At 65.7% G+C, this 21,462-nt stretch carries 15 protein-coding genes; 9 read left to right on the top strand and 6 right to left on the bottom strand.

Annotation, left to right across the window (positions count from 1 at the left end; all coding sequences use genetic code 11):
• Positions 1–164: 164 nt before the first annotated feature.
• Positions 165–1,838, top strand: coding sequence for a hypothetical protein (locus AB2N08_RS04415; protein WP_367609396.1), 1,674 nt, complete (start codon positions 165–167; stop codon positions 1,836–1,838).
• A 173-nt stretch (positions 1,839–2,011) separates the two neighbouring features.
• Here the strand turns inward: AB2N08_RS04415 and AB2N08_RS04410 are convergent, their stop codons facing one another.
• Entirely contained in the window at positions 2,012–4,210 is a 2,199-nt protein-coding gene (locus AB2N08_RS04410) for a putative bifunctional diguanylate cyclase/phosphodiesterase (RefSeq protein ID WP_367609395.1), read from the bottom strand.
• 289 nt (positions 4,211–4,499) lie between these two features.
• On the opposite strand from AB2N08_RS04410, the gene AB2N08_RS04405 reads away from it, so the two are divergent.
• The gene (locus AB2N08_RS04405) at positions 4,500–4,880 is read left to right on the top strand and encodes a hypothetical protein (protein ID WP_367609393.1); all 381 of its coding nucleotides are present in this window, start codon (positions 4,500–4,502) and stop codon (positions 4,878–4,880) included.
• 8 nt (positions 4,881–4,888) lie between these two features.
• Here AB2N08_RS04405 and AB2N08_RS04400 read toward each other — a convergent pair whose 3' ends face one another.
• Both AB2N08_RS04400 and AB2N08_RS04395 read right to left on the bottom strand, forming a co-directional pair.
• Complete coding sequence (locus AB2N08_RS04400; RefSeq protein WP_367609391.1) at positions 4,889–7,630, bottom strand: TonB-dependent receptor; 2,742 nt, start codon at positions 7,628–7,630, stop codon at positions 4,889–4,891.
• Positions 7,631–7,801: 171 nt separating this feature from the next.
• On the bottom strand, positions 7,802–8,242 hold the full coding sequence (locus AB2N08_RS04395) for an RcnB family protein (RefSeq protein WP_367609390.1): 441 nt from the start codon (positions 8,240–8,242) through the stop codon (positions 7,802–7,804).
• 274 nt (positions 8,243–8,516) lie between these two features.
• On the opposite strand from AB2N08_RS04395, the gene AB2N08_RS04390 reads away from it, so the two are divergent.
• Entirely contained in the window at positions 8,517–10,832 is a 2,316-nt protein-coding gene (locus tag AB2N08_RS04390; RefSeq protein WP_367609389.1) for a DUF1631 family protein, read from the top strand.
• 21 nt (positions 10,833–10,853) lie between these two features.
• On the opposite strand, the gene AB2N08_RS04385 is transcribed toward AB2N08_RS04390, so the two are convergent.
• Entirely contained in the window at positions 10,854–12,002 is a 1,149-nt protein-coding gene (locus AB2N08_RS04385; RefSeq protein WP_367609388.1) for a sugar diacid recognition domain-containing protein, read from the bottom strand.
• Positions 12,003–12,259: 257 nt separating this feature from the next.
• On the opposite strand from AB2N08_RS04385, the gene AB2N08_RS04380 reads away from it, so the two are divergent.
• Both AB2N08_RS04380 and AB2N08_RS04375 read left to right on the top strand, forming a co-directional pair.
• Complete coding sequence (locus AB2N08_RS04380; RefSeq protein WP_367609387.1) at positions 12,260–13,573, top strand: MFS transporter; 1,314 nt, start codon at positions 12,260–12,262, stop codon at positions 13,571–13,573.
• Between the two features lie 12 nt (positions 13,574–13,585).
• Positions 13,586–14,761 carry a glycerate kinase gene (locus tag AB2N08_RS04375; RefSeq protein ID WP_367609386.1) on the top strand — a complete coding sequence of 392 codons (1,176 nt, stop codon included), beginning with the start codon at positions 13,586–13,588 and terminating at the stop codon, positions 14,759–14,761.
• A gap of 215 nt (positions 14,762–14,976) precedes the next feature.
• Here the strand turns inward: AB2N08_RS04375 and AB2N08_RS04370 are convergent, their stop codons facing one another.
• The gene (locus AB2N08_RS04370) at positions 14,977–15,906 is read right to left on the bottom strand and encodes a LysR family transcriptional regulator (RefSeq protein WP_367609385.1); all 930 of its coding nucleotides are present in this window, start codon (positions 15,904–15,906) and stop codon (positions 14,977–14,979) included.
• A gap of 180 nt (positions 15,907–16,086) precedes the next feature.
• Here AB2N08_RS04370 and AB2N08_RS04365 point away from each other — a divergent pair, with 180 nt between their 5' ends.
• From AB2N08_RS04365 to AB2N08_RS04350, 4 genes are read left to right on the top strand one after another with little or no spacing between them, the layout of a single operon-like run.
• A complete protein-coding gene (locus AB2N08_RS04365) occupies positions 16,087–16,884 on the top strand; it encodes an HpcH/HpaI aldolase/citrate lyase family protein (RefSeq protein WP_367609384.1) in 798 nt (265 codons plus the stop codon).
• Positions 16,885–16,906: 22 nt separating this feature from the next.
• A complete protein-coding gene (locus tag AB2N08_RS04360; protein ID WP_367609383.1) occupies positions 16,907–17,749 on the top strand; it encodes an FAS1-like dehydratase domain-containing protein in 843 nt (280 codons plus the stop codon).
• Between the two features lie 31 nt (positions 17,750–17,780).
• Positions 17,781–18,938: an acyl-CoA dehydrogenase family protein gene (locus AB2N08_RS04355; RefSeq protein WP_367609382.1), complete on the top strand. Its 1,158-nt coding sequence runs from the start codon at positions 17,781–17,783 to the stop codon at positions 18,936–18,938.
• A 21-nt stretch (positions 18,939–18,959) separates the two neighbouring features.
• On the top strand, positions 18,960–20,138 hold the full coding sequence (locus tag AB2N08_RS04350; RefSeq protein WP_367609444.1) for a CaiB/BaiF CoA transferase family protein: 1,179 nt from the start codon (positions 18,960–18,962) through the stop codon (positions 20,136–20,138).
• A gap of 160 nt (positions 20,139–20,298) precedes the next feature.
• On the opposite strand, the gene AB2N08_RS04345 is transcribed toward AB2N08_RS04350, so the two are convergent.
• Positions 20,299–21,282, bottom strand: a complete 984-nt coding sequence (locus tag AB2N08_RS04345) for a tripartite tricarboxylate transporter substrate-binding protein (RefSeq protein WP_367609381.1) — start codon at positions 21,280–21,282, stop codon at positions 20,299–20,301.
• Positions 21,283–21,462: the final 180 nt, after the last annotated feature.

The following is a 21,462-nucleotide window of genomic DNA, read 5'->3' as shown; positions in this document are numbered from 1 at the left end:
TCACCAATGCATTGCCTTGAGGGAACAATTATTTGACCTGCCTGGCATAACTCAGTAAAATCGATACCTTCGCTCTGCCTTTTGTGCCATGAACCTGCACCAGGGGGATAACGAGACGCCGCCCTATCCGCGCGTCGCTGCATTCACGCACCCCCTTCCAGCTCATGACCGCCTTTCGCCCCCATCATTTCCTGACGCGCCTGTTGCAATGGCTGCTCCTGTTCGTCCTGCTCGGCAGCGTCGAGGCCAGGGCTGCATGCACGACGACGGGCGCTTGCCTGTCGGCCGGGCCGCGCCTGCTGAGCGTGGACAGCACGCAAGGCGCCTTGCTCAACCCGTTGCTGGGTGGCTTGCTCGGCACTAACCTGAACTTGACCGCGGTCGACTGGAACAACCTCGCGCAAGGCAACGTCAACCTGCTCGGTTTTCTCACCAAGCTGCAATTGCAGACAGGCGTCTCGAGCCCATCGCAGGCGTTGAACACGAACGTCACGCTCGGCCAGGTCGTCGCCGCATTGGGCGTGCAGGCACAGGCGCAGGCCGATACCAGCCTGACCGGCGCCCTCAGCCGCCTGGCATCCCGGATCGATACCGCTGGCGCCACCGTGCGCGTGGGCGACCTGGTCAAGGTCACCGCCGACGCGGCCACGCTGACCAGGACCACGGTCAATGCGCTCGACATGCTCACCGGCCTGATCCAGCTATACAACCGGCGCAATGTGGTGACGACACCGGCGCCGATCGGCATCTCGGGTGGCGTGCTCGGCGCGCTCGGGATCCTCAACAGCGTGCAGCTGTCCACCCAGGTAATCGAGCCGGCGGTGTATCTGTGCGGCCCGACCGGTTCGACCTTCCATAGCGCCGCGGTCCGGGTCAAGCTCAAGCTCGACCTGATCACGCTCGCGCCAGTAACCAATCTCCTCACTGCGCTGCTGGGCGAAACGTCGATCGCGATCGGCCAGCTCGACGTGTATGTCGAGATCGGGCGAGGCGAGGGCACGCTGACGGCGGTGGACGCCGTCAGCCGCGCCGTCACGCTGCAGGCGCTGCCCGGCGTGGCCGACATCTATATCGGCAAGATCGACGACAGCGTGTTCTTCAACCGCTCGCGCCGCATCAACGCGGCCACCGACCTGGGCTACGGCAAGATCGGCGGCCTGAAGCTGGCCGGGCTGAACCTGCTCGATATCGAGATCAAGACGTGGGCCCGGGGCGAGTCGCCATATGCCAGCACGGTGACGATGTCGGGCACCTTCCCGCAAACGCGTACCGTGAGCACCAGCACGGTGTTCGTGACGAACCTGGTCAATGGGCTGGTGGCGAACCTGAGCCTGCGCATTCCGTTGCTCGACCTAGGGCTGCTGAACCTGGTCACCGATGTCGTCGTCGAATTGGTCAGGACGATCGTCGTCGGCGCGCTTTCGCCAATCCTGGGCCCGATCCTCGGCGGCGTGGTCGACCCGTTGCTGCAACTGCTCGGGATTGGGTTGGGGCAGGTGGTCGTCACGGTCAATGGGATCTGCGAAGCCTGTGACGGCTTCACGCTGGCCAATGCCGTCGACAAGACCAATGCCATGCCGGGCACGCGGATCGCCTACACGATCACCTACACCAATACCGGCAGCACGACACTCGACAATGTGAAGATCGCCAATGTGACGCCACCATCGACGACGTTCGCCGGCGCCGCGTGCGGCCTGCTCGCGGCCGGGCTGTCGGATTGCGCGGTGGGCGCCAAGCCCGAAGTGGGCGTTGCCGGCAATGCCGAGTGGCTCCTGACCGGAACCATGCTGCCTGGCGCGACGGGGACGGTGACCATGGACGTGATCGTCCAGTAGGCCGCTACCGTGCGCTAGTGTCCTGAATCAGAGATTCGTTGAATAAATACGGCGAGCGTCGCCCTGACACTGCGTCGCAAATGCGCGCAAGGCCCCGGCCTTGCTGTGCTTTGCTCCTTGTTTCAGGCCGACTTCGCCACATTTATTATTCAACGAACTTCCAATTCAGGACTCTAGGCGTTGAGCACATTCACGAACCCTTTCAACGGCATCGGCCGGTGAAACAGGAAGCCCTGCATCGTCGAACACCCATGCGCGCGCAGATAGCGCGCCTGCACCTCGGTCTCCACGCCCTCGGCCACCAGGTCGAGATTCAGGCCGCGCGAAATCGAGATAATCGCCAGCACCACCGGATAATGCCCATCCGGGTCGCTGATCTGCTGCACGAACGACTGGTCGATCTTGATCGTCTGGATCGGAAACCGGTGCAGGTAAGCCAGCGATGAATAGCCGGTGCCGAAATCATCGATCGCCACCGACACACCCAGCTGCCCGAGTCTTTTGAGCTGCTCGATCGCATGCTGCGGATTGCGGATGCAGATGTTCTCTGTGATCTCGACCGCGATCCGTCCCGGACCGATGCCGTAGCGCTGCAAGGCGCTTTGCATCGTCTCGTAGAACCGGCTGTGATCGAGGTAGTGCGGCGACAGATTGAGCGACAGCGTTAGCGCGTCCTCGCCGTCCGTTCCCCAGTGCGCCATGTCGCGGCACAGCGTGTCGATCATCCACTCCGAGATCGGCACGATCAGGCCGCTTTCTTCGGCAAACGGCAGAAACTCGGCGGGCATGATCAGGCCGCGCAGCGGATGGTTCCAGCGTATCAGGGCCTCGGCGCCGATGATGCGGCCGCTGGCGGCGTCGATCTGCGGCTGGTAATACATCTCGAGTTCGTTGCGCTCGAGCGCGCGGCGCAGATTGTGTTCGAGCGCGATGTTCTGGTGCAGCGCGTCCTGCATCGACGCATCGTAGAACGCGTGGCCATTCTTGCCGAGGTCCTTGACCTGGTACATCGCGATGTCGGCATTGCGCAGCAGCTCGTCGATCGATTCGCCGTGTTCCGGATAGATGGCGATGCCGATCGACGCCGAGATATGCACTTCATTGCCGCCCAGGTCGAACGGCTGCTGCAGCCGCTCGATGAACTTGTCCGCGACCACGCGCGCATCGTCGCGCGAGCGCAGTTCGGGCAGCACGATCGTGAATTCGTCGCCGCCCTGGCGCGCCAGCGTGTCACCCTTGCGCAGGCAATCCTTCAGGCGCGCCGCCACCTGTTGCAGCAAGCCGTCGCCATGGACGTGGCCGAGGGTATCGTTGACGAGCTTGAAGCGGTCGAGATCGATGAACATCACCGCCAGTTCGGTGCGCTTGCGCCGGGCCTGCAGCATGGCCAGTCCGAGACGGTCCTTGAACAGCACGCGGTTGGGCAGGTCGGTCAGGATATCGTGATAGGCCTGGTGATAAATGACCGCTTCGGCGCGCTTGCGGGCGCTGACATCGCGCGCGATGCCATACGTGCCCACGTAGGTCGGCGTGTGCGGTTCCTGCTTTTCGCGGTGCATGCCGATCGCGTTGAGCGAGATCGTCATAACGGTCGTGCCGGCGGCGCGCGCCTGGATCGGCCCCGCCCGGCACGTCACGCGCAGCTCGACGTCGCGCGAGGCGCGTTCGCCGACACGCCGTTCGTTGAACACATAGCGTGCGCGCTCGACATCGTCGGCATGCAGCAGCGTCGTGTAGTGCCGGCCGAGCAGTTCGTCGCGCTCGTAGCCCAGCATCTGGCAGGCGCGGTCGTTGACGTAGGTGAAGCGGCCTTCGTGACCGAGCATGTAGATCATGTCGGGCGAGGCATCGACCAGGTAACGGTATTTTTTCTCGGACACCTCGAGCGCGGCGGCCATGCGGCGGTTAGTCTGCTGCAGTTCGCGCTGGCGCAGGGCGTTTTCCACCGTGTGCAGCAGTTCTTCGCGGCTGAACGGCTTGCGCAGATAATCGTGGGCGCCGCGCTTCAGGGCGCCGATGGCCGAATCGATGCCCACCACGCCGCTGACGATGATGACGTCGGCCTTGATGTCGTGCAGGTTGATGAAGTCCATGACCTGGTGGCCGTCGACATCCATCATGAGCAGATCGAGCAGCACCAGGTCGAAGCGTTGCGCCACCAGGCAGGCCAGCGCGGCGCTGCCGGTGGCGGCGGTGCTGATCGCATAACCGCGACCTTCGAGCATTTCCTGCAACGAGGCCAGCACGCGCGGCTCGTCGTCGACCAGCAGCAGGCGCGGGCAGTGCGGTCGGGTGCTGTCGAACAGGTCTTGGTGCGCGGGCAGATCGCCCTGGAGGTCGCCTGAGATACCGGTAGTTCGAAATCGATTCATCGTCATTCTGTCAGTGCGGTGCGATTTTCCATACCTGAGACCGTTGGCGCCGCAGGTAGTCATGTCTTGAATTCAACATAATGCCAGCTTATTCGTTGTAATCAAGCCATGACACGCAATCGTCTCCGCAAATGCACGATTTTCAACCGAAACAGCCTCGTCACCAGGCCGGCGATCCGTGCTCCGGGCGCCGCGGTCCATCTGATAGACTCGGACTTCGATCACACGAGGCCGGTTGAACCGGCACGGTCGTGGGTTGCCATCTGACGAAGGGTACGAGGAGCGGAACGTGCACGGTTCGAACAAGATCATCATCGCTGCGCTGTCGCTGGCGGCAGCCAGTTCTGGCCAGGCAGAGCAACAGGCCATGTCCACGCCGGCGCAGGCCTGTCCGGCCCAGGACATCTCGTTTTTCATTCAACGATTTGCCACCGACGAAGCGGTCCAGCGCGTATTTACCGCCGTACCGCAGCGCGAACTCGTCGCGTTTCCCGTGCTGCCGCTGGCGCAGGAGCGCGCCGATGGCGCCCTCGGGATGCGTCTGGAAGAGGTGACGACGCTAAGCGCCAGGCTCGACCTGTTCAAGGCCGACACCGACTACCTGATCTCGTATTTTTTCAAGCTGGACGATTGCTGGCGACTGGTGCGCATCGCGAACCAGTCGCTGTGAATTACCCGTTACCGGAACGCGTAATTGGCGCTGGCATAAAAACGCCGGCCGCGCGGATCGGTATAGCTCGGGTCATACCCTGACAAGAAATAATACGCCTGGTTCGAATACGGCGGGCTCTTGTCGAACAGGTTTTGCACGCCCACCCGCAGTTTCAGATGCGCGTCAAACGCGTACGCGCCCGACAGATCCCACAGCGAGTATTTCTTGACCCGGTTGGCCGCCACCACGCTGCCGTCGTCGATATTGATCGCCGTGTTCTGGTCTTCGTAGCCGCTCGAGAACGTGTTCTGCAGGCTCGCCGACAGCGGGCCGCGATCCCAGTCGAAGCTCACCGTATGGCGCCAGCGCTGGACCACGCCGTCGGTCACGAAGCGGTTCAGGTTGCTCACGAAATCATCACCTGGAGCATTCTGGATCTTCGACGACAGCACATAAGTGCCATTCAGGCGCCCGCCAAAACGGCCGATGGCCGTGTCGACGCCGCGCACCGTGAGCGCCAGGTCGACGCCCCGTGCCAGTTGCGCGCCGCGGTTCTCCTTGCGCAGCTCGATGTAGTCGATCAAGCCGTCTTCGTCGCGGTACACCAGGTTGTCGTACTTGGCCAGGTTGCCCAGGATGATGTCGTCGCCGATCTCGCTGATGAGGTCCGTGCGCTTGATGTTCCAGTAGTCGACCGATGCGCTGACGTGCTTGCCGGCGGCGAACACGGCGCCGAGCGAGAACTGGCGGCTGCGCTCGGGTTTCAGGCCTTCGTTGCTGTAGCGGCGCGTGTCCCAGTTGTCGGCGCAGTCCGAATAATTGTTGTCGACCGTGGCGCAGTACACCGGGTCGGGCAGGGTGGCCGTGCTGCTGTAGACGGTCGGGCGGTACAGCTCGGTCATCGACGGCGCGCGGAAGCCCCGGCCGGCCGAGCCGCGCAGCAGCAGCGCCGCGCTCGGGCGGTAGGTCAGGCCGATCTTCGGGCTCGCCGCGCCGCCCACGTTTTCGTAGTGGTCGTAGCGCGCCGACAGCTGCGCTTCCCACTGCTTCGCAAACGGCACCAGCACCTCGCCATACAGCGCCGCCACGTCGCGGCTGTCGCTGGTGGCGCGGCCGCCTTCCGGCGCCGCGTCATTGTTGATGTTGTCGCTCAGGAGCAGCGCCGATGGTGTGAACTTGTTTTTCTCGCGCCGCGCTTCGCCACCGATCGCCACGGCCAGTTCGCCGCCCGCCAGCGGCATCAGGGCGCGCGAGAACTTGAAGTCGAGCGCGTCGAGCGTGCCGCGCGCGTGGCGCACCACGTCGTCGACCTGGATGCTGTCGATCAGCGCCTGGCCTTCCGGGCTCGACGGGCCGAACGGGTTGATGCGGCCATCGGCGATCCCTTCGAGCAGTTCGTCGTACAGTACGTAGCCGTGGGTGTCGCGGTCCTTGACCGTGTTGACGCTGTGGTTGTACGCGGCGTCGTAATCCCAGCCGCCCACGGTGCCCGTCACGCCGACGACGGCGCGCACGCCTTCGCTGGTGAGGGTGCTGGTGCGCTGGCCGGCTTCGTTCAGGCGCATGCGCAATTCCAGTTCGCCCGGGAAATCGTCGTCCAGCCCGTCCAGGCCAGTGCCGGCCAGTTGCGGCACCCGCGAATAATCGATGTAGCCGGTCACGCGCGCCGACGAACCGGTGTAGTCGGTCTTCGAGCGGCTCAGCGCCACTTCGGCGTAGGCCTGGTGCGAGCCGCCCAGCTTGATCACGGCGCGGCTGAGCAGGCTGGCTTTTTCGGACTTCGGATACAGCTCGGTGTCGCCCATGTAGTTATAGGTACAGGCGTCAACGCCGCCCGTGCCATCGGGCAGGTAGACGTTGGCCGGCGGCGCGCAGCCGGGGACCGACAGGTTGATCAGGCGGTTCGTGATCGGCTGGCCGTTGATGGTAAAACCGATCTCCTGCAGATGGTCGCGCTGGGCCGAGCTCAAGCGGATATTGGCCGGGCTGGTGTAGCCCGAGAGCAGGTGGCCGAGGCGCTGCTCGACCTGCAGGCCAGGGATGAAGCTGCGCTGCGACGTACTGAGCGGATTGGTGCGCTGGAAGTCGGCCACGGCGAACACGTTGTAGCCGTCGCGCTCGAGCACGCCCTTGCCGGCGCTGATGCTGGCGGTGCGCTTGCCGGCGCCGCCTTCGTCGGTGGTGCCGACATACACGTTCGCTTCCAGGCCCTGGAAATCCTTGCGTGTGATGAAGTTGATGACGCCGCCGATCGCGTCGGTGCCGTACAGCGCCGAGGCGCCGTCAAGTAGCACTTCGACGCGTTCGAGGGCGGCGGCCGGGATGTTGTTCAGGTCGACGCCGCTGTCGTCGCCGGGCGAAGCGAAGTTGGCCATGCGCCGGCCATTGAGCAGCACCAGCGTGGACGAGGTGCCGATGCCGCGCAGGTTGGCGCTGTTGAAGCCGCGCTGGTCGCCGCCGACGTTGATGCTGGCGCCATCGGTCAGGCCGTTGGAGTTGGCCGAGACGCGGCCCATCAGTTCGGCGGCAGTGGTCACGCCCGTTTTTTCGATTTCGGCGCGCGAGATCGTTTGCACCGGCAGGGCGGTTTCGGATTGCACGCGGCGGATTGCCGAGCCGGTGACTTCCACCCGCGGCAGCTCGTCCGGCAACGCTTCCGGCAACGTCTGCGCCGCAAGCGGAACGCTGGTCAGGGCCGTTGCAGTCCAGGCACATGTCAGAAGGACGCCGCGCACGGCGCGGGCGCCTGGTGTCAGGTTGGTATTCATCGATTCTCCGTAGTTACAACACGCGTAGTGACCGATATTAAACGCGCACTGCATTGAGCGGATGCAACAATTGGAGACGGCTGAATCGATGTTGTAAATATGGTACGCAGCGACGCAAAAAAACCGCCACGTCGTTCGACGGGCGGTTGTCGCAGGCAGTACGTGCCGGGTTTAATTGGCGAACAAGACCTGGGCAATAATGCCGGTGGCAATCGCTGCCAGCACATAATCGTTACCCGTCTGCACCCAATGATAGCCACGCGGTGGCGCGCTCAGGTGACGACCGCGCCAGTCGTTGACCACATAGCGTTGATCGCGGTATTCCTTGTGCAGCTTGCCGCCGCGGCGCAAATCGTGACGGGGACCGCCGCCGCGTGAATCGTCGCGGCGATAATGCTGCGCGCTGTCGTTGCGGTGTTTGTTGTCATTGGCGCGCGGGCTGTCCTTGCGATCGTTGTCGCGGCGGTCATCGCCGCGGCGGTCGTCATGCTGCTGCGAATACTTTTTGCCGTCGCGGTCGCGATCGTTATCATGGTCACCGCGTTGTGCAAAAGCGCTGCCACTCGCGGTAAAGGTCAATGCAAGCAATGCTGCGATGAACTTGGTTTTCATTTTTATTTCTCCTGGTGGCCGATTCCTCGAATCGATGACTTCATTAGACTACGGGCGCGGCACAACAGGTGAGGCGTTCCGGTAAGCAATGCTACAAAATGTGTCTGCGCGCCTGTAACATTCCACCCAATGGCGGCGGATTGCTGGAAAGAGGTACCTGCCCTATGCTATCGTTGCAGATTCCGTAGGGTAATAGTGACGTCCTTGCCGCTACGAGCCAGGTGGCCACGGCTGCTCCCTGCATTGCCCTGTCGGCGGGACCATATTCAGCACGATGCAATTTCCAAAACAGCTTGCCCAGCTCGCCCAACAACGGGCCCTCTCCGGCTTTGCCACTCTGACCGAACACATGCTGGCCGAGGCGGAGGCGTCGATGGCGCAAGCCGCCCGCACGACCGCCGGCGATGAGCTGGCGGCCCTGTCGAGCGCGCGCACTCTGGTGCGCTATGACGGCCAGGCGCTGCGCGAGCAGATGCGCCAGCATTTCGCGCTGCTGCTCGAGCGCGCGATGCAGACCATGCATACCGACCTGCGCGCCGGCTTGCGCGCGGTGCGCGCCGACGAGCTGTCGCTGATGGACGATACCGTGATGGACCGCCAGATACTGGTCGACCGCCTGCTGGTGCGCCTGCGCGATGTCGACCAGCTCAGTCTGGGCCGCCTGAACGTGATCATCGCCCAGCTCCATGGCGTGAGCGAAGTGCGCGAACGCGAGAACCCTTTCCGCCCCTGGCTGCTCGCCCGGGCGCTGTATGAAGCCGTCAGCGCCATGGTGCGCGACGAGCTGCGCATCCGTATCCTGTTCCAGCACCTGTCGACGGCGATGGCGGCGCACCTGAACCTGTACTACGGCGCCGTGCTCGAGGTGTTCGAACAGCGCGGCGTCATCGGCCGCCTGAGCGCGCGCCCAAGCCAGCTCACGAGGGCGGAACGCGAACGCCTGGCCTGGCAGCGGGCCGCCGAGGCGGTCGCGCAGCCGGCCGGCGCAGGTGGTGCGACCGGTATTGCGATCAATACTGCGACCAATACTGCGACCAATACTGCGACCAATACTGCGCCCGGCGCCAGCGCTTTGCTGCCGACCCTGCGCCAGATGATGAGCGGCGCGCCGCAGGTCGCGTCGGCCTTTCCCGATATCGATGGCTTCGACGACGCGCAGGCGTTGCGCGCACTGGTGCGCAAGATGGGCGCGCAGGACGGCGCGGCGCGCGCGCGCGCGCTTGCCGCCCGCGCGGGTGCGCCGCCGGCGCGGGCCGAAACGCCCGGCCCGCAACTGCTCGAGGCGCTGCGCGTTGCCCAGCGGGCCAGCATGGAACGTGCCGGTGAGCAGTCCCCGCTGCAGCTGGCGCGCCTGATCGCCACCGACGACGTCGCACGCAGCCTGCGCCAGCGGATCGAGCTGACGGCGCTGCTGTTCGGGTTCATGCTCGAGGACCGCCTGCTCGACGCCGACCTGCGCGCGCACGTGGGCCGCCTGTTCGTGCCCTTCGTCCGGGTCGTGCTGGCCGATGGCGCGCTGCCGGTGCAGGCTGACCATGCGGCGCGCCGGCTGGTCGATCGCATCGGCCACGTGGTGGCGGCACTTGACGCTGACACCGACGCCGTGCTGCGCGCGGCATTGACCGCGCTCGTCGAGCGGGCGGTCGACGACGTGCTGCGCCGTTTCGACGGCGATCCGGCCGTGATCGACGGCGCGCGGGCGGACCTCGACGAGGCCGTGGGCGCCGCGCTGCGCGCGAGCGATGCGCGGCACGCCGCGTGCGTGGCCGCCATCGACGAGGCCGGGGCCTTGCATGGCCGCGTGGCTGCGGCGCAGGCGGCGTTGGCGCCGCTCATCACACCGCTGCGCACCGACCCGCGCATCGCACACTTCCTGCACACGACCTGGGCGCAGGTCATGGCGCGCGGCGCGCCGGACGAACGGGGCCATGCGGGCCTGCTGGCCGACCTGGTCTGGAGCGCCCAGGCCAAGCTCGATGCGGGCGAACATGCGGCGTTGATGCGCATGCTGCCCGGCCTGGTGAAGCGATTGCGCGTAGGGATCGCGCGCCTGGGCCTGCCAGACGCGCATTCGAAGATGCTGCTCGACCAGCTGGTGGCGGTGCACATGGACGTGATGGCCAATCGCCAGGACCCGCTGGCCGGCGGGCTGGGGCTGGACGTGCTGCGTCACTACTTCGCGCCGATCGAAGAGCGTGCGGCGCTGGCGCACGACACCGGCACCTGGCTGGCGGAGGCCGATCTCGCGCCGGCGCTGGCGCGGCATGGCGCCGTGGCCGCGCTGCACGCCGAGCCGCGCGAGCTGATCGCCACGCCGGATGAAGACGCCTTGCTGGCGTCGTTCCAGCCTGGCATGGGCGTCGAATTCCTCGAAGGTGGCATCTACGTCACGGGCCGCCTGGTGGCTGTCGGCCAGGCGGGCGGCGTGTTTTTGTTTGCGGTCCCGGGCCTGGCGCCGCCGCCCCTGTACCTGCGCGCGGCAATGCTGGCCGCGCTGCGCGATGACCGGGTGCGCGCGCTCGAATATGCGCCGCTGTTCGAGCGCGCCGTCGCCGGGCTGACGGTCAGCGCCGAGGCGCTGGCCAGCTGACGCCGGCTTCAGGGCCGGCGGTCATGCTGGACTGATCAGCGACGACACATACAACAGCAGCTTGTCTTCGCTGCGCCCCAGATCCAGGCCCGTGAGTTCGCCGATGCGGCGCAGGCGGTAGTCGAGCGTGTTGCGGTGGATGCCCAGCGCGGCCGCGGTGGCCGCGGCATTCTCGTTGTGCGCGAACCAGGCCGAGAGCGTCGTGCGCAGCATCGCGCGGCTCTTGTCGTGCGCCAGGCGCGCGATCGGCATGCGCAGCTGGTGCGCCTGCCAGCCACTGTCCAGGCCAGAGAGCAGCACGGGTAACGCCATCTCGTAATAACTGAACACCTGCTGCTGCGAATGGCGCGCGCGCCCGAGCCGGCTGGCGGTGCGCGCGCTCCCGTACGAGATGGCCGCGCCGTCGATACCGGGCAGTGCGATGCCCATCGACAGCGTGAACGGCAGCGCGCATTCGTCGCGCACCAGCTGCGTCAGCGCTTCGAGGCGCCGCTGCGGGGTCGTCTCGAGACCCTTGCGCGCCGGCTCCCAGGCGTCGAGCAGCACCAGTTCGGACGGGCCGACGGTGGCGGTGAGGGCGTCGTCGCGGCGCGCCAGGATCCGCATCTGCAGCAGTTGCACGGCGCTGAGCGAGGCGTCCACCGACTCGGGCACGCCCTGCAGTTCGACCAGAAACACGAGGTGCATGCGTTCGACATCGATCCCCAGGCGCTGCGCCCAGCCTTCGAGTTCGGCGCGCGCGCCCGGCTCGTAGCGGATCAGGTTGAGCACGAAGGCTTCGCGGTAGCGCGAGTTGCTCTGCAACTCCTGGGTCAGCGCTGCCTGCTCCAGGATCATCTCGGCGCTCAGTCGTACCAGCTCGCCGAACTGGCGCACCTCGTCGGGCGCACCGGACAAGCCCACCGCGCCGCAGATCTGGCCGCCCACGCACAGGGGCAGGTTGATGCCCGGCTGGGCGCCATGCAGCTTGTGCGCGGCGGCCGCATCGATTTCCACCGTCAGCTTCTTGGCCAGGGCGAGCAGGGCGCCGGCATGCAGCTCGCCGACCCGCGCCTGGTTGCCGCTGGCGAGGATCACGCCGTGCGCGTCCATCACGTTGACGTTGAACGGGATGATGCGCATGGTGCGCGCGACGATTTCCTGCGCGAGACCGGTGTCGAGGATGTGCATGGCGGTAAGTGGGTGGAATGGATGCGTTTGTGATTATGCACAAATTTGGTGGCCCTGTGGCCTGCCTGGTCCGGCACGCTGCACCGGTTGGCGCTGGGCGTGCCCTTGATGGCGAACCTCGCTTGGGGCGCGTCTTGTGCGAATGCACCAAAAAAGGCGCGAACATGATGGTGTGTGTTGTGCGCGCCACCGACGCTCGATGGCCCTGCTTTGGCTGATAATCTTGGGGATTACCTAATTAGAAACCCGGAGACAGCATGAGTACCACCGCAAGCACACCCGCCACGAGCCTGCTCGACGGCGCTTACCGCAAGGCCACGTGGCGCCTGATTCCCTTCATCTTCGTCTGCTACTTCTTCAATTACCTCGACCGGGTCAACGTCGGTTTCGCCAAGCTCGAGATGCTCGATGCGCTGCAACTGAGCGAGACCGTGTACGGCCTGGGCGCCGGCATCTTCTTCATCGGCTACGTGACCTTCGGGGTGCCGAGTAACCTCATCCTGCACAAGCTTGGCGCGCGGCGCTGGATCGCGGTGATGATGATGACCTGGGGCGCGCTGTCGGCCTGCATGCTGTTCGTGACCACGCCCGTCGAATTCTATGTGCTGCGCTTCTTTACCGGCGTGGCCGAAGCGGGCTTCTTCCCGGGCATGGTCCTGTACTTCACCAAGTGGTTCCCGTCGCACAAGCGCGGCCAGGTGATGGCGCTGTTCATGTCGGCCATTCCCGTTTCGGGCCTGATCGGCGGCCCGTTGTCGGGCTGGATGCTCAGCCACTTTTCAAGCGGCCAGGGCGGCATGGATGGCTGGCAGTGGCTGTTCCTGCTGCAGGGGATTCCAACCGTGCTGCTGGGCGCAGCGGTGCTGTTCTACCTGAACGACAGCCTGGCGAGCGCGCCATGGCTGACGAACGATGAAAAAGCCGCGATGCAAAAGGCGCTCGACGACGACGAAGCGCAGCGTTCGAGCGGCGTGCACGCCGTGCATTCGTTCGGCGCCGTGCTGCGCGACTGGCATGTGTGGATGCTCGGCTTTATCTATTTCAGCATCCAGATGGGCGTCTACGCGATCAACTTCTGGCTGCCGTCGATCATCAAGTCGCTCGGCTTCGAGAGCGCCACCACGGTCGGCTGGCTCAGCGCCATTCCCTACCTGTTCGCCGGTGTCTTCATGGTGCTGGTGGGTCGCTCGGCCGACCGCCGGCGCGAGCGCCGCTGGCACTTGTCGGCGCCGCTCCTGATGGCGCTGGTCGGCCTGCTGCTGGCCGCGAACTTTTCAAGCAACGTGGTGCTGGTGATGATCGGCCTGAGCCTGGCCACGATGGGCGCGCTCACCGGCCTGCCGATGTTCTGGCCCTTGCCGGCCGCGTTCCTGGGCAGTGCCGCAGCGGCCGCCGGCCTGGCCCTGATCAACTCGATGGGCCAGATCGCGGGCTTCCTCAGCCCGTTCCTGGTCGGCTGGATCAAGGACGCCACCGGCAGCACGGACATGGCGCTGTACATCCTGTCGACCGTCCTGTTTATCGGCGCAATGCTGGTGCTGGTGGTGCCTGCGCGCCTCGTCAATCGTTGATTGGAGCGTACCATGCACATCGTGATCGCACCCGATTCATTCAAGGAAAGCCTGTCGGCGCTGGAAGCAGCGAGCGCCATCGAGGCCGGTTTTCGCGAGATTTTCCCTGACGCCGACTACGTCAAGATCCCTGTCGCCGATGGCGGCGAAGGCACCGTCGAGGCAATGATCGCCGCAACTGGCGGGCGGCGCGTGGACCTGCGCGCCACCGGTCCGCTGGGCACGCCCGTTGACGCCTTCTATGGCCTGACGGGCGGCGACGTCATCGCCGTGATCGAAATGGCTGCGGCCAGCGGCCTGGAACTGGTCCCGCCCACGCAGCGCGATCCGCTGCGCGCCACCAGCCGGGGTACCGGAGAACTGATCCTCGCCGCGCTCGACGCCGGCGCGCGCCGTTTCATTCTCGGCGTGGGCGGCAGCGCCACCAACGACGGCGGCGCCGGCATGCTGCAGGCGCTGGGCGTACGCCTGTTCGATGCGCACGATGCGCCACTGGCGCCGGGCGGCGCGGCGCTGGCGCAGCTGGCGCGCATCGACGTCACGCAGCTCGATGCGCGCGTGCTCGAATCGGTGTTCGAGGTGGCGTGCGACGTGAGCAATCCACTGGTCGGCCCGACCGGCGCGTCAGCAATCTTCGGCCCGCAAAAGGGCGCCACGCCGGCGATGGTCGAGCAGCTTGACGCCAACCTGCGCCACTACGCAGCCGTCATCGCACGCGACCTGGGGCAGGACGTGGCCGCCGTCCCTGGCGCCGGCGCCGGCGGCGGCATCGCTGCCGCGATGCTGGTGTTCCTGAAGGGCCGCCTGCGCCCGGGCAGCGAGATCGTGGCCGACGCCGTCGGGCTCGACGCCGCCGTTGCGCTGGCCGACCTGGTCATCACCGGGGAAGGCCGCATCGACAGCCAGACCGTCAACGGCAAGACCCCGATCGGCGTGGCCCGCGTGGCCGCGCGCCACGGCAAACCGGTGATCGCCATCGGCGGCTGCCTGGGCCAGGACGCCAGCGCCGTCCACGCCCACGGCATCGACGCCACCTTCAGCACCATCATGAAGGCCGGCACGGTCGCCGAAGCGCTGGCCGGCGCCGAATTCAACCTGCGCAGCACCGCCCGCAACGTCGCCGCCACGCTCGATCTGGGCCTGAAGCTCGGCTCCACCGCCTCCATCGCAACGCCAACATCCAATTAGGGTCAGTGTCGAATTGTTGAGCAATTGATCCGCAACGCAAACAAGTGGGGTCGGAGTCGATTTGTTGGGCAATTCCCAAAAGTTGTCAAACAATTCGACTCTGACCCTAATTGTAAGATTTAGGCTGAGCCTCCTTCACAATTAGGGTCAGAGTCGAATTGTTGAGCAATTGATTTGCATGTCGATGCGGCCGAAGCTGCTGCAACGGCGCGCGCCTAGCGTCCGATCCATGCCGCGCCCGGCCAGGCGCCACTGAGAACCATCTCTTTCATCAGGCCGACCAGCTCCGGCGCGGCTGCCACGCTCACGGGCGACGCGCGGCGCGTGGCGGCGCGCGCCAGCACGATCCGGCGCGACAGGTCGGGCGTGCCCACCGGCGCCCCCGACAGCGTCCCGTCGCGCAGTTCGTCGAGAATCGCGGAACTGGGCAGGATGCTGTAGCCGAAGCCTTTCGTCACCAGCGACTTTTGCAGGTCGAGCGCATTGGTCTCGGCCACCACGTCGACGCTGATGCCGGCCACCGCCAGCGCGTGCTCGATGATGCTGCGCAGGCCGTGCGGCGCGTTCGGCAGGATCATCGGGCGGTCGCGCAGGTGCTTGAGCGGGAACGGTGTCGATGAATCGATCTCGCCCGGTGGGCCGATGACGTACAGGCGCTCGTCGAGCAGCGCCTCGACCTGCAGGCCCTGCGACGCGCGCGTGTCGTACAGCAGCGCCAGTTCGACTTCGCCGGCCTCGAGCCACTGCACCACATTGCCCGCATAACCGACATTGATCCCGACCGTGACGGCAGGGTGCTTTGCGCGTACGCGCGCCACCAGTTCGGTTGCCAGCAGATTGCTGGTGCTGGCCAGCAGGCCAATCATGAGGCGCCCCGAGATCGCGTTGGCGGCCGGCCCGATCTCGGCGCGCGCCTTGTCCAGTTCACGCAGCGCGCGCCGCCCGTACTCGGCCAGCGTGCGGCCGGCATCGGTCAGCACCATGCCATGGCGCTCGCGCTCGAACAGGATGGCGCCGCATTCGTCTTCGAGCATGCGGATATGGCGCGACACGGCCGGCTGCACCAGGTGCAGCAGTTCGGCGGCCCTGGTGGCGCTGCCCGTTTCGGCGATGGCGATGAGCGTGCGGATCTGCTTGATGTCCATGGTGAGGGGGGGGCGCGTGAATGAGCCATCAACATAAGCGATTCCTGGCGACTGTGCAATGCCGCTTCGTGATGCCTCGCAGGCATGCGCGCGCGTGATCCTGGAATCAGTTTTTTCTATTTCTGTACCACCTTCATTCAAATTTATGATGGGCCTCATTCCACACGCGACTGGCCCGTCATGTCTGCCATCCCCCGTTCTTACCTGTTCGTCCCTGGTAACCGGCCCGAGCGTTTCGCCCGTGCGGCCGCCTGTGGCGCTGATGCCGTCATTGTCGACCTCGAAGATGCCGTGCCGCCGGCCGACAAGGACCACGCGCGTACCCAGGTCGCCGCCGCGCTCGATCCATCGATGCCCGTCGTGGTGCGCATCAATGCCGAAGACACGGCCTGGTTCGAGTCCGACCTGGCCTTGTGCCGCCACGCGGGCGTGGCCGCCATCATGTTGCCAAAGGCCGAGTCCATCGAGGGTCTGGAGCGCGTCGCGCATGTGGGCCTGCCCGTGCTGCCGCTGATCGAAACCGCCTGCGGCATGGCGGCGGTGGCCGCGCTGGCACAGGTGAAGGGCGTTGCGCGCCTGGCCTTCGGCTCGATCGACTTCCAGTTCGACCTGGGCATCGTGGGCGACGACCAGGAACTGCTGTACTTCCGCTCGATGCTGGTGCAGGCCTCGCGCGTGGCCGGCCTGGCGCCACCCATCGATGGCGTGACCGTCGCGCTGGACGACGAGGCCCAGCTGATCGCCGACACCGTCCGCGCCCGCCGCCTCGGCTTCGGCGCCAAACTCTGTATCCATCCGCGTCAGATAGCGCAAGTCAACGCGGGCTTCAAGCCCACGGCAGACGAGGTGACCTGGGCCACGCGCGTGCTCGCCGCGGCCAGCCAGGCCAATGGCGCCGCCGTTGCCCTCGACGGCAAGATGGTCGACCGGCCCGTGATCCTCAAGGCCCAGCGCATCGTCGACGAAGCCGCCCTTTAGAACAAGACCATAGGAGACAACGATGGACAACCTGGACACCTGGCAGGGCCGCACCGAAGAACGCCTTGACGCCATTACCGCCGCGCCCCTGGCCGCGATGGCGGCGCTGCTCGATCGCGACGATCCGGCCCCGCGACCCGGCAGCGCCGTGCCGCCGCTGTGGCACTGGCTGTACTTCCTGCCGGTGCACCGCCAATCGCAGATCGGGCCGGACGGCCATGCTCTGCGCGGCGGGTTTCTACCGCCGGTGGACCTGCCGCGCCGCATGTGGGCCGGCGGGCGCCTGCGATTCATCGCGCCGCTGCAGGTCGGCGACCAGGCGCGGCGCGTGTCGACCATCGCGGGCATCACGACCAAGGAAGGCCGCAGCGGCAAGCTCGTGTTCGTGCTGGTGCGCCATGTGATCGAAGGCGCGGCCGGGCTGGCGATCGAGGAAGAACACGATATCGTCTACCGCGGTAATCCGCAGCCGGGTGATTCTGTGCCGGCCCCGGTGCCCGCCGACGTCGACCACGACTGGATCCGCGAGATCACGCCCGATCCGGTGCTGCTGTTTCGCTATTCGGCCCTGACCTTCAATGGCCACCGCATCCACTACGACCAGCCCTACGTGACGCAGGTCGAGGGCTATCCGGGCCTGATCGTGCATGGCCCGCTGATTGCGAGCCTGCTGCTCGACCTGGTGCGGCGCGAACGGCCAGATGCCGTCGTCACCGAGTTTTCCTTTCGCGCCGTGCAGCCGCTGTTCGACATCCATCGCTTCAGCGTGTGCGCACGCGTGGAGCCGGACGGCCACACCATCACGCTGTGGGCCAAGACCCACGACGGCCAGCTGGCCATGCGCGCCCAGGCGCTGCTGGCCTGAGCCACCCATACCCGGATCAGGAGACCGACACATGAACGCAGAAAACGATTTTGAAGATATCCGCGATGCGCTGCGCGCGCTGTGCGCCGAATTCCCGGCCGAGTACTTCCGCAAGGTCGACGACGAACGCGGCTACCCCGAAGAATTCGTCACCGCGCTGACGCAAGCGGGCTGGCTGGCCGCATTGATCCCGCAGGAATACGGCGGCTCGGGCCTGGGCCTGACCGAAGCGTCGGTCATCATGGAAGAGATCAACCGCTCGGGCGGCAATGCCGGCGCCTGCCACGGCCAGATGTACAACATGGGCACGCTGCTGCGCCACGGTTCCGAAGCGCAGAAGCGCCACTACCTCCCGCGCATCGCCAGCGGCGAACTGCGCCTGCAATCGATGGCCGTGACCGAGCCGACCACCGGCACCGACACCACCAAAATCAAGACCACGGCAGTGCGCAAGGGCGACCGCTACGTGATCAACGGCCAGAAGGTGTGGATCTCGCGCGTGCAGCACTCCGACCTGATGATCCTGCTGGCGCGCACGACGCCGCTGGCCGAGGTGACCAAAAAGTCCGAAGGCATGTCGATCTTCCTGGTCGATATCAAGGACGCCATCGCGCAGGGCATGGTCGTGCAGCCGATCCAGAACATGGTCAACCACGAGACCAATGAGCTGTTCTTCGAGAACCTGGAAATCCCGGCCGAAAACCTGATCGGCCAGGAAGGCAAGGGCTTCAAGTACATCCTCGACGGCCTGAACGCCGAGCGCACGCTGATCGCCGCCGAATGCATCGGCGACGGCTACTGGTTCATCGACAAGATCAGCAAGTATGTCAATGAGCGCGTGGTGTTCGGCCGCCCGATCGGCCAGAACCAGGGCGTGCAGTTTCCGATCGCGCGTGCCTACATCAACGTCGAAGCGGCCAACCTGATGCGCTTTAAAGCGTGCGCGCTGTTCGATGCGCACAAGCCGTGCGGCGCCGAAGCCAATATGGCCAAGATGCTGGCCGCCGAAGCATCGTGGGAAGCAGCCAACGCCTGCCTGCAGTTCCACGGTGGCTTTGGTTTCGCATCCGAATACGACGTCGAGCGCAAGTTCCGCGAGACGCGCCTGTACCAGGTGGCGCCGATCTCGACGAACCTGATCCTGTCGTACGTTGCCGAGCACGTGCTCGGGTTGCCACGCTCATTCTGAGGAGACGCGATCATGCAACCCATGCGACCCTTGGAGGGCATCACCGTCGTCACGCTGGAACACGCCATCGCGGCGCCATTTTGCACGCGCCAGCTCGCCGACCTGGGCGCGCGTGTCATCAAGGTCGAGCGGCCCGGCAGCGGCGACTTTGCGCGCGGCTACGATGAACGCGTCAATGGCCTGGCGTCGCACTTCGTCTGGACCAACCGCTCGAAAGAAAGTCTCACGCTCGACGTCAAGCATGGGCAGGCCGACGCCGTGCTGGCGGGCCTGCTCGAACGCGCCGACGTGCTGGTGCAGAATCTCGCCCCCGGCGCGGCCGAACGCCTTGGCCTGTCGTACGAAGTCCTGAAACAACGCCATCCGCGCCTGATCGTGTGCGACATTTCGGGCTACGGCAGCGACGGTCCGTACCGCGACCGCAAGGCGTATGACCTCTTGATCCAGAGCGAATCGGGCTTCCTGTCCATTACCGGCACGCCCGACGAACCGTCCAAGGCCGGCTGCTCGATTGCCGATATCGCCGCCGGCATGTACGCGTACACGAATATCCTGGCCGCGCTGCTGCAGCGGGGCCGCACGGGCGAGGGCTGCCGCATCGACGTGTCGATGTTGGAGAGCATGGCCGAGTGGATGAGTTATCCGCTGTACTACGCCTACGAGGGGGCGGCGCCGCCAGCGCGCACGGGCGCGGCCCACGCGACCATCTTCCCGTACGGGCCATTCATGGCCGGCGACGGCAAGTCAGTCATGCTGGGCATCCAGAACGAGCGCGAATGGGCGGCCTTTTGCGCCATCGTGCTGCAGGCGCCGGAACTGGCCACCGACGCGCGCTACAACGCCAATGCGCGCCGGGTCGAAGCGCGTGAGGCGCTGGGGGCCGTGATCGTGACGGCCTTCTCGACGCTCACCGCGCACGAGGTGCGCGAACGGCTGGAACTGGCCCACATCGCCAACGCCCAGGTCAACGACATGCAGGCAGTCTGGGATCACCCGCAGCTGAAAGCACGCGGGCGCTGGACCGAAGTGGACACGGCCAACGGCCGCGTGCCGGCCATGCTGCCGCCAGGTTTGCCGCACAATGTGATGCCGCGCATGGATGCGGTGCCGGCGCTGGGACAGCATACCGATGCGATCCTGGCGGAGCTCGGGTATGACGCGGCGGCGATCGCGGGGATGCACGCGCACGGTGCGGTGTAACGAAACTGCCAGCCCAAAACGTCGTTCCCGCGGAGGCGGGACCCCAAGTACGAAGATTCGCCACTAACGTTTGCGTAAGTGGCGAAGCTTGCAACTTAGGTTCCCGCCTCCGCGGGAAGTCGTAGCCGCCAGTGGCGGGTACGACGGTCTTTGGGCTAACTCAATCCGCAAACGCCCCATTCTTCTTGTAGATCGGCCCCCACTTGTCGATCTCGGCCTTCAGGTGCGTGCGCAAGCCTTCCGGCGTCGCTTTCGCGTCCGACACCGGCTCGGCGCCCAGTTCGGCAAAGCGCGCCTTCACGTTCGGATCATTGAGTGCCTCGCGCAGCGCCGTGCCGATGCGCGCGACCACCGGCGCCGGCGTGCCTTTCGGCGCATACATGCCGTGCCAGACATACATCTCGAACCCGGCCAGGCCTTGTTCGCCCAGGGTCGCGAGATTGGGCAGCGACGGGATGCGCGTCTTCGTCGTCGCGCCGTACACCTTCACGCGGTTGGTCTTGATGTACGACGTGGTCTGCGTCGTCTGGTCGCACAACAGGTCGATCTGGCCGCCCAGCATATCGCTCAGCGCCGGCGCCGTACCTTTGTACGGAACGGTCGTCAGCGGCACGCCGATCGCGCTCAGGAACAGCATGCCGCACTGGTGCGACACGGCGCCCAGGCCGGCGTGGCCCAGCGTCATGGCGTCCTTCTTCGATTTGATCAGCGCGATCAACTCTGGCAGCGTGTTGGCCGGCAGGTCCTTGCGCGCCATGAGCACCATCGGCACGTCGGCCACCTGGCCGATGTACTCGAAGTCGGTCATCGGATTGAAGGCGAGCTTGCGGTACAGGGCGGTGCTGGTGGCCATGCCGTTATGGTGCAGCAGCAGGGTATAGCCATCGGGCGCGGCGCGCGCGATGCGACCGGCGGCGAGCGTGCCGCCGGCCCCAAGGGCGTTCTCCACGATGATCGATTGCTTGAGCGACTTCGACATGGTCTGCCCGAGGATGCGGGCCACCACGTCGGTGGGGCCGCCGGCCGAGAAGGGGACGACCAGGGTGATGGCTTTCTCGGGGTAGTCCGCGGCCAGGACGGCGCCCGACGCCAGCATGGCGATGGCGGCAGTGACCGACCGGCGGATGATGGAATGATTCGGCATGCTTGTCTCCTGTTATAGGCTTTTGTGCTCGAGGCTGCCCCGCGCGTGGCGTGATTTCGGGTCGGACAAACAACGCGCGAAGCGATGCAGGCAAGTCATCATAGAAGTGAATGTAATGCGCACGTAAATAACGTTTTCTGATGCCTCGATCAAAAAACAAGATAGGTAAGCGAGGCAGTG

This window comes from Massilia aurea (genome assembly GCF_040790145.1).
Taxonomy (GTDB): Bacteria; Pseudomonadota; Gammaproteobacteria; order Burkholderiales; family Burkholderiaceae_D; genus Telluria; species Telluria aurea_C.
Note: the sequence above shows the minus strand (reverse complement) of the source record. Positions and strands in the feature narration are given on the sequence as shown.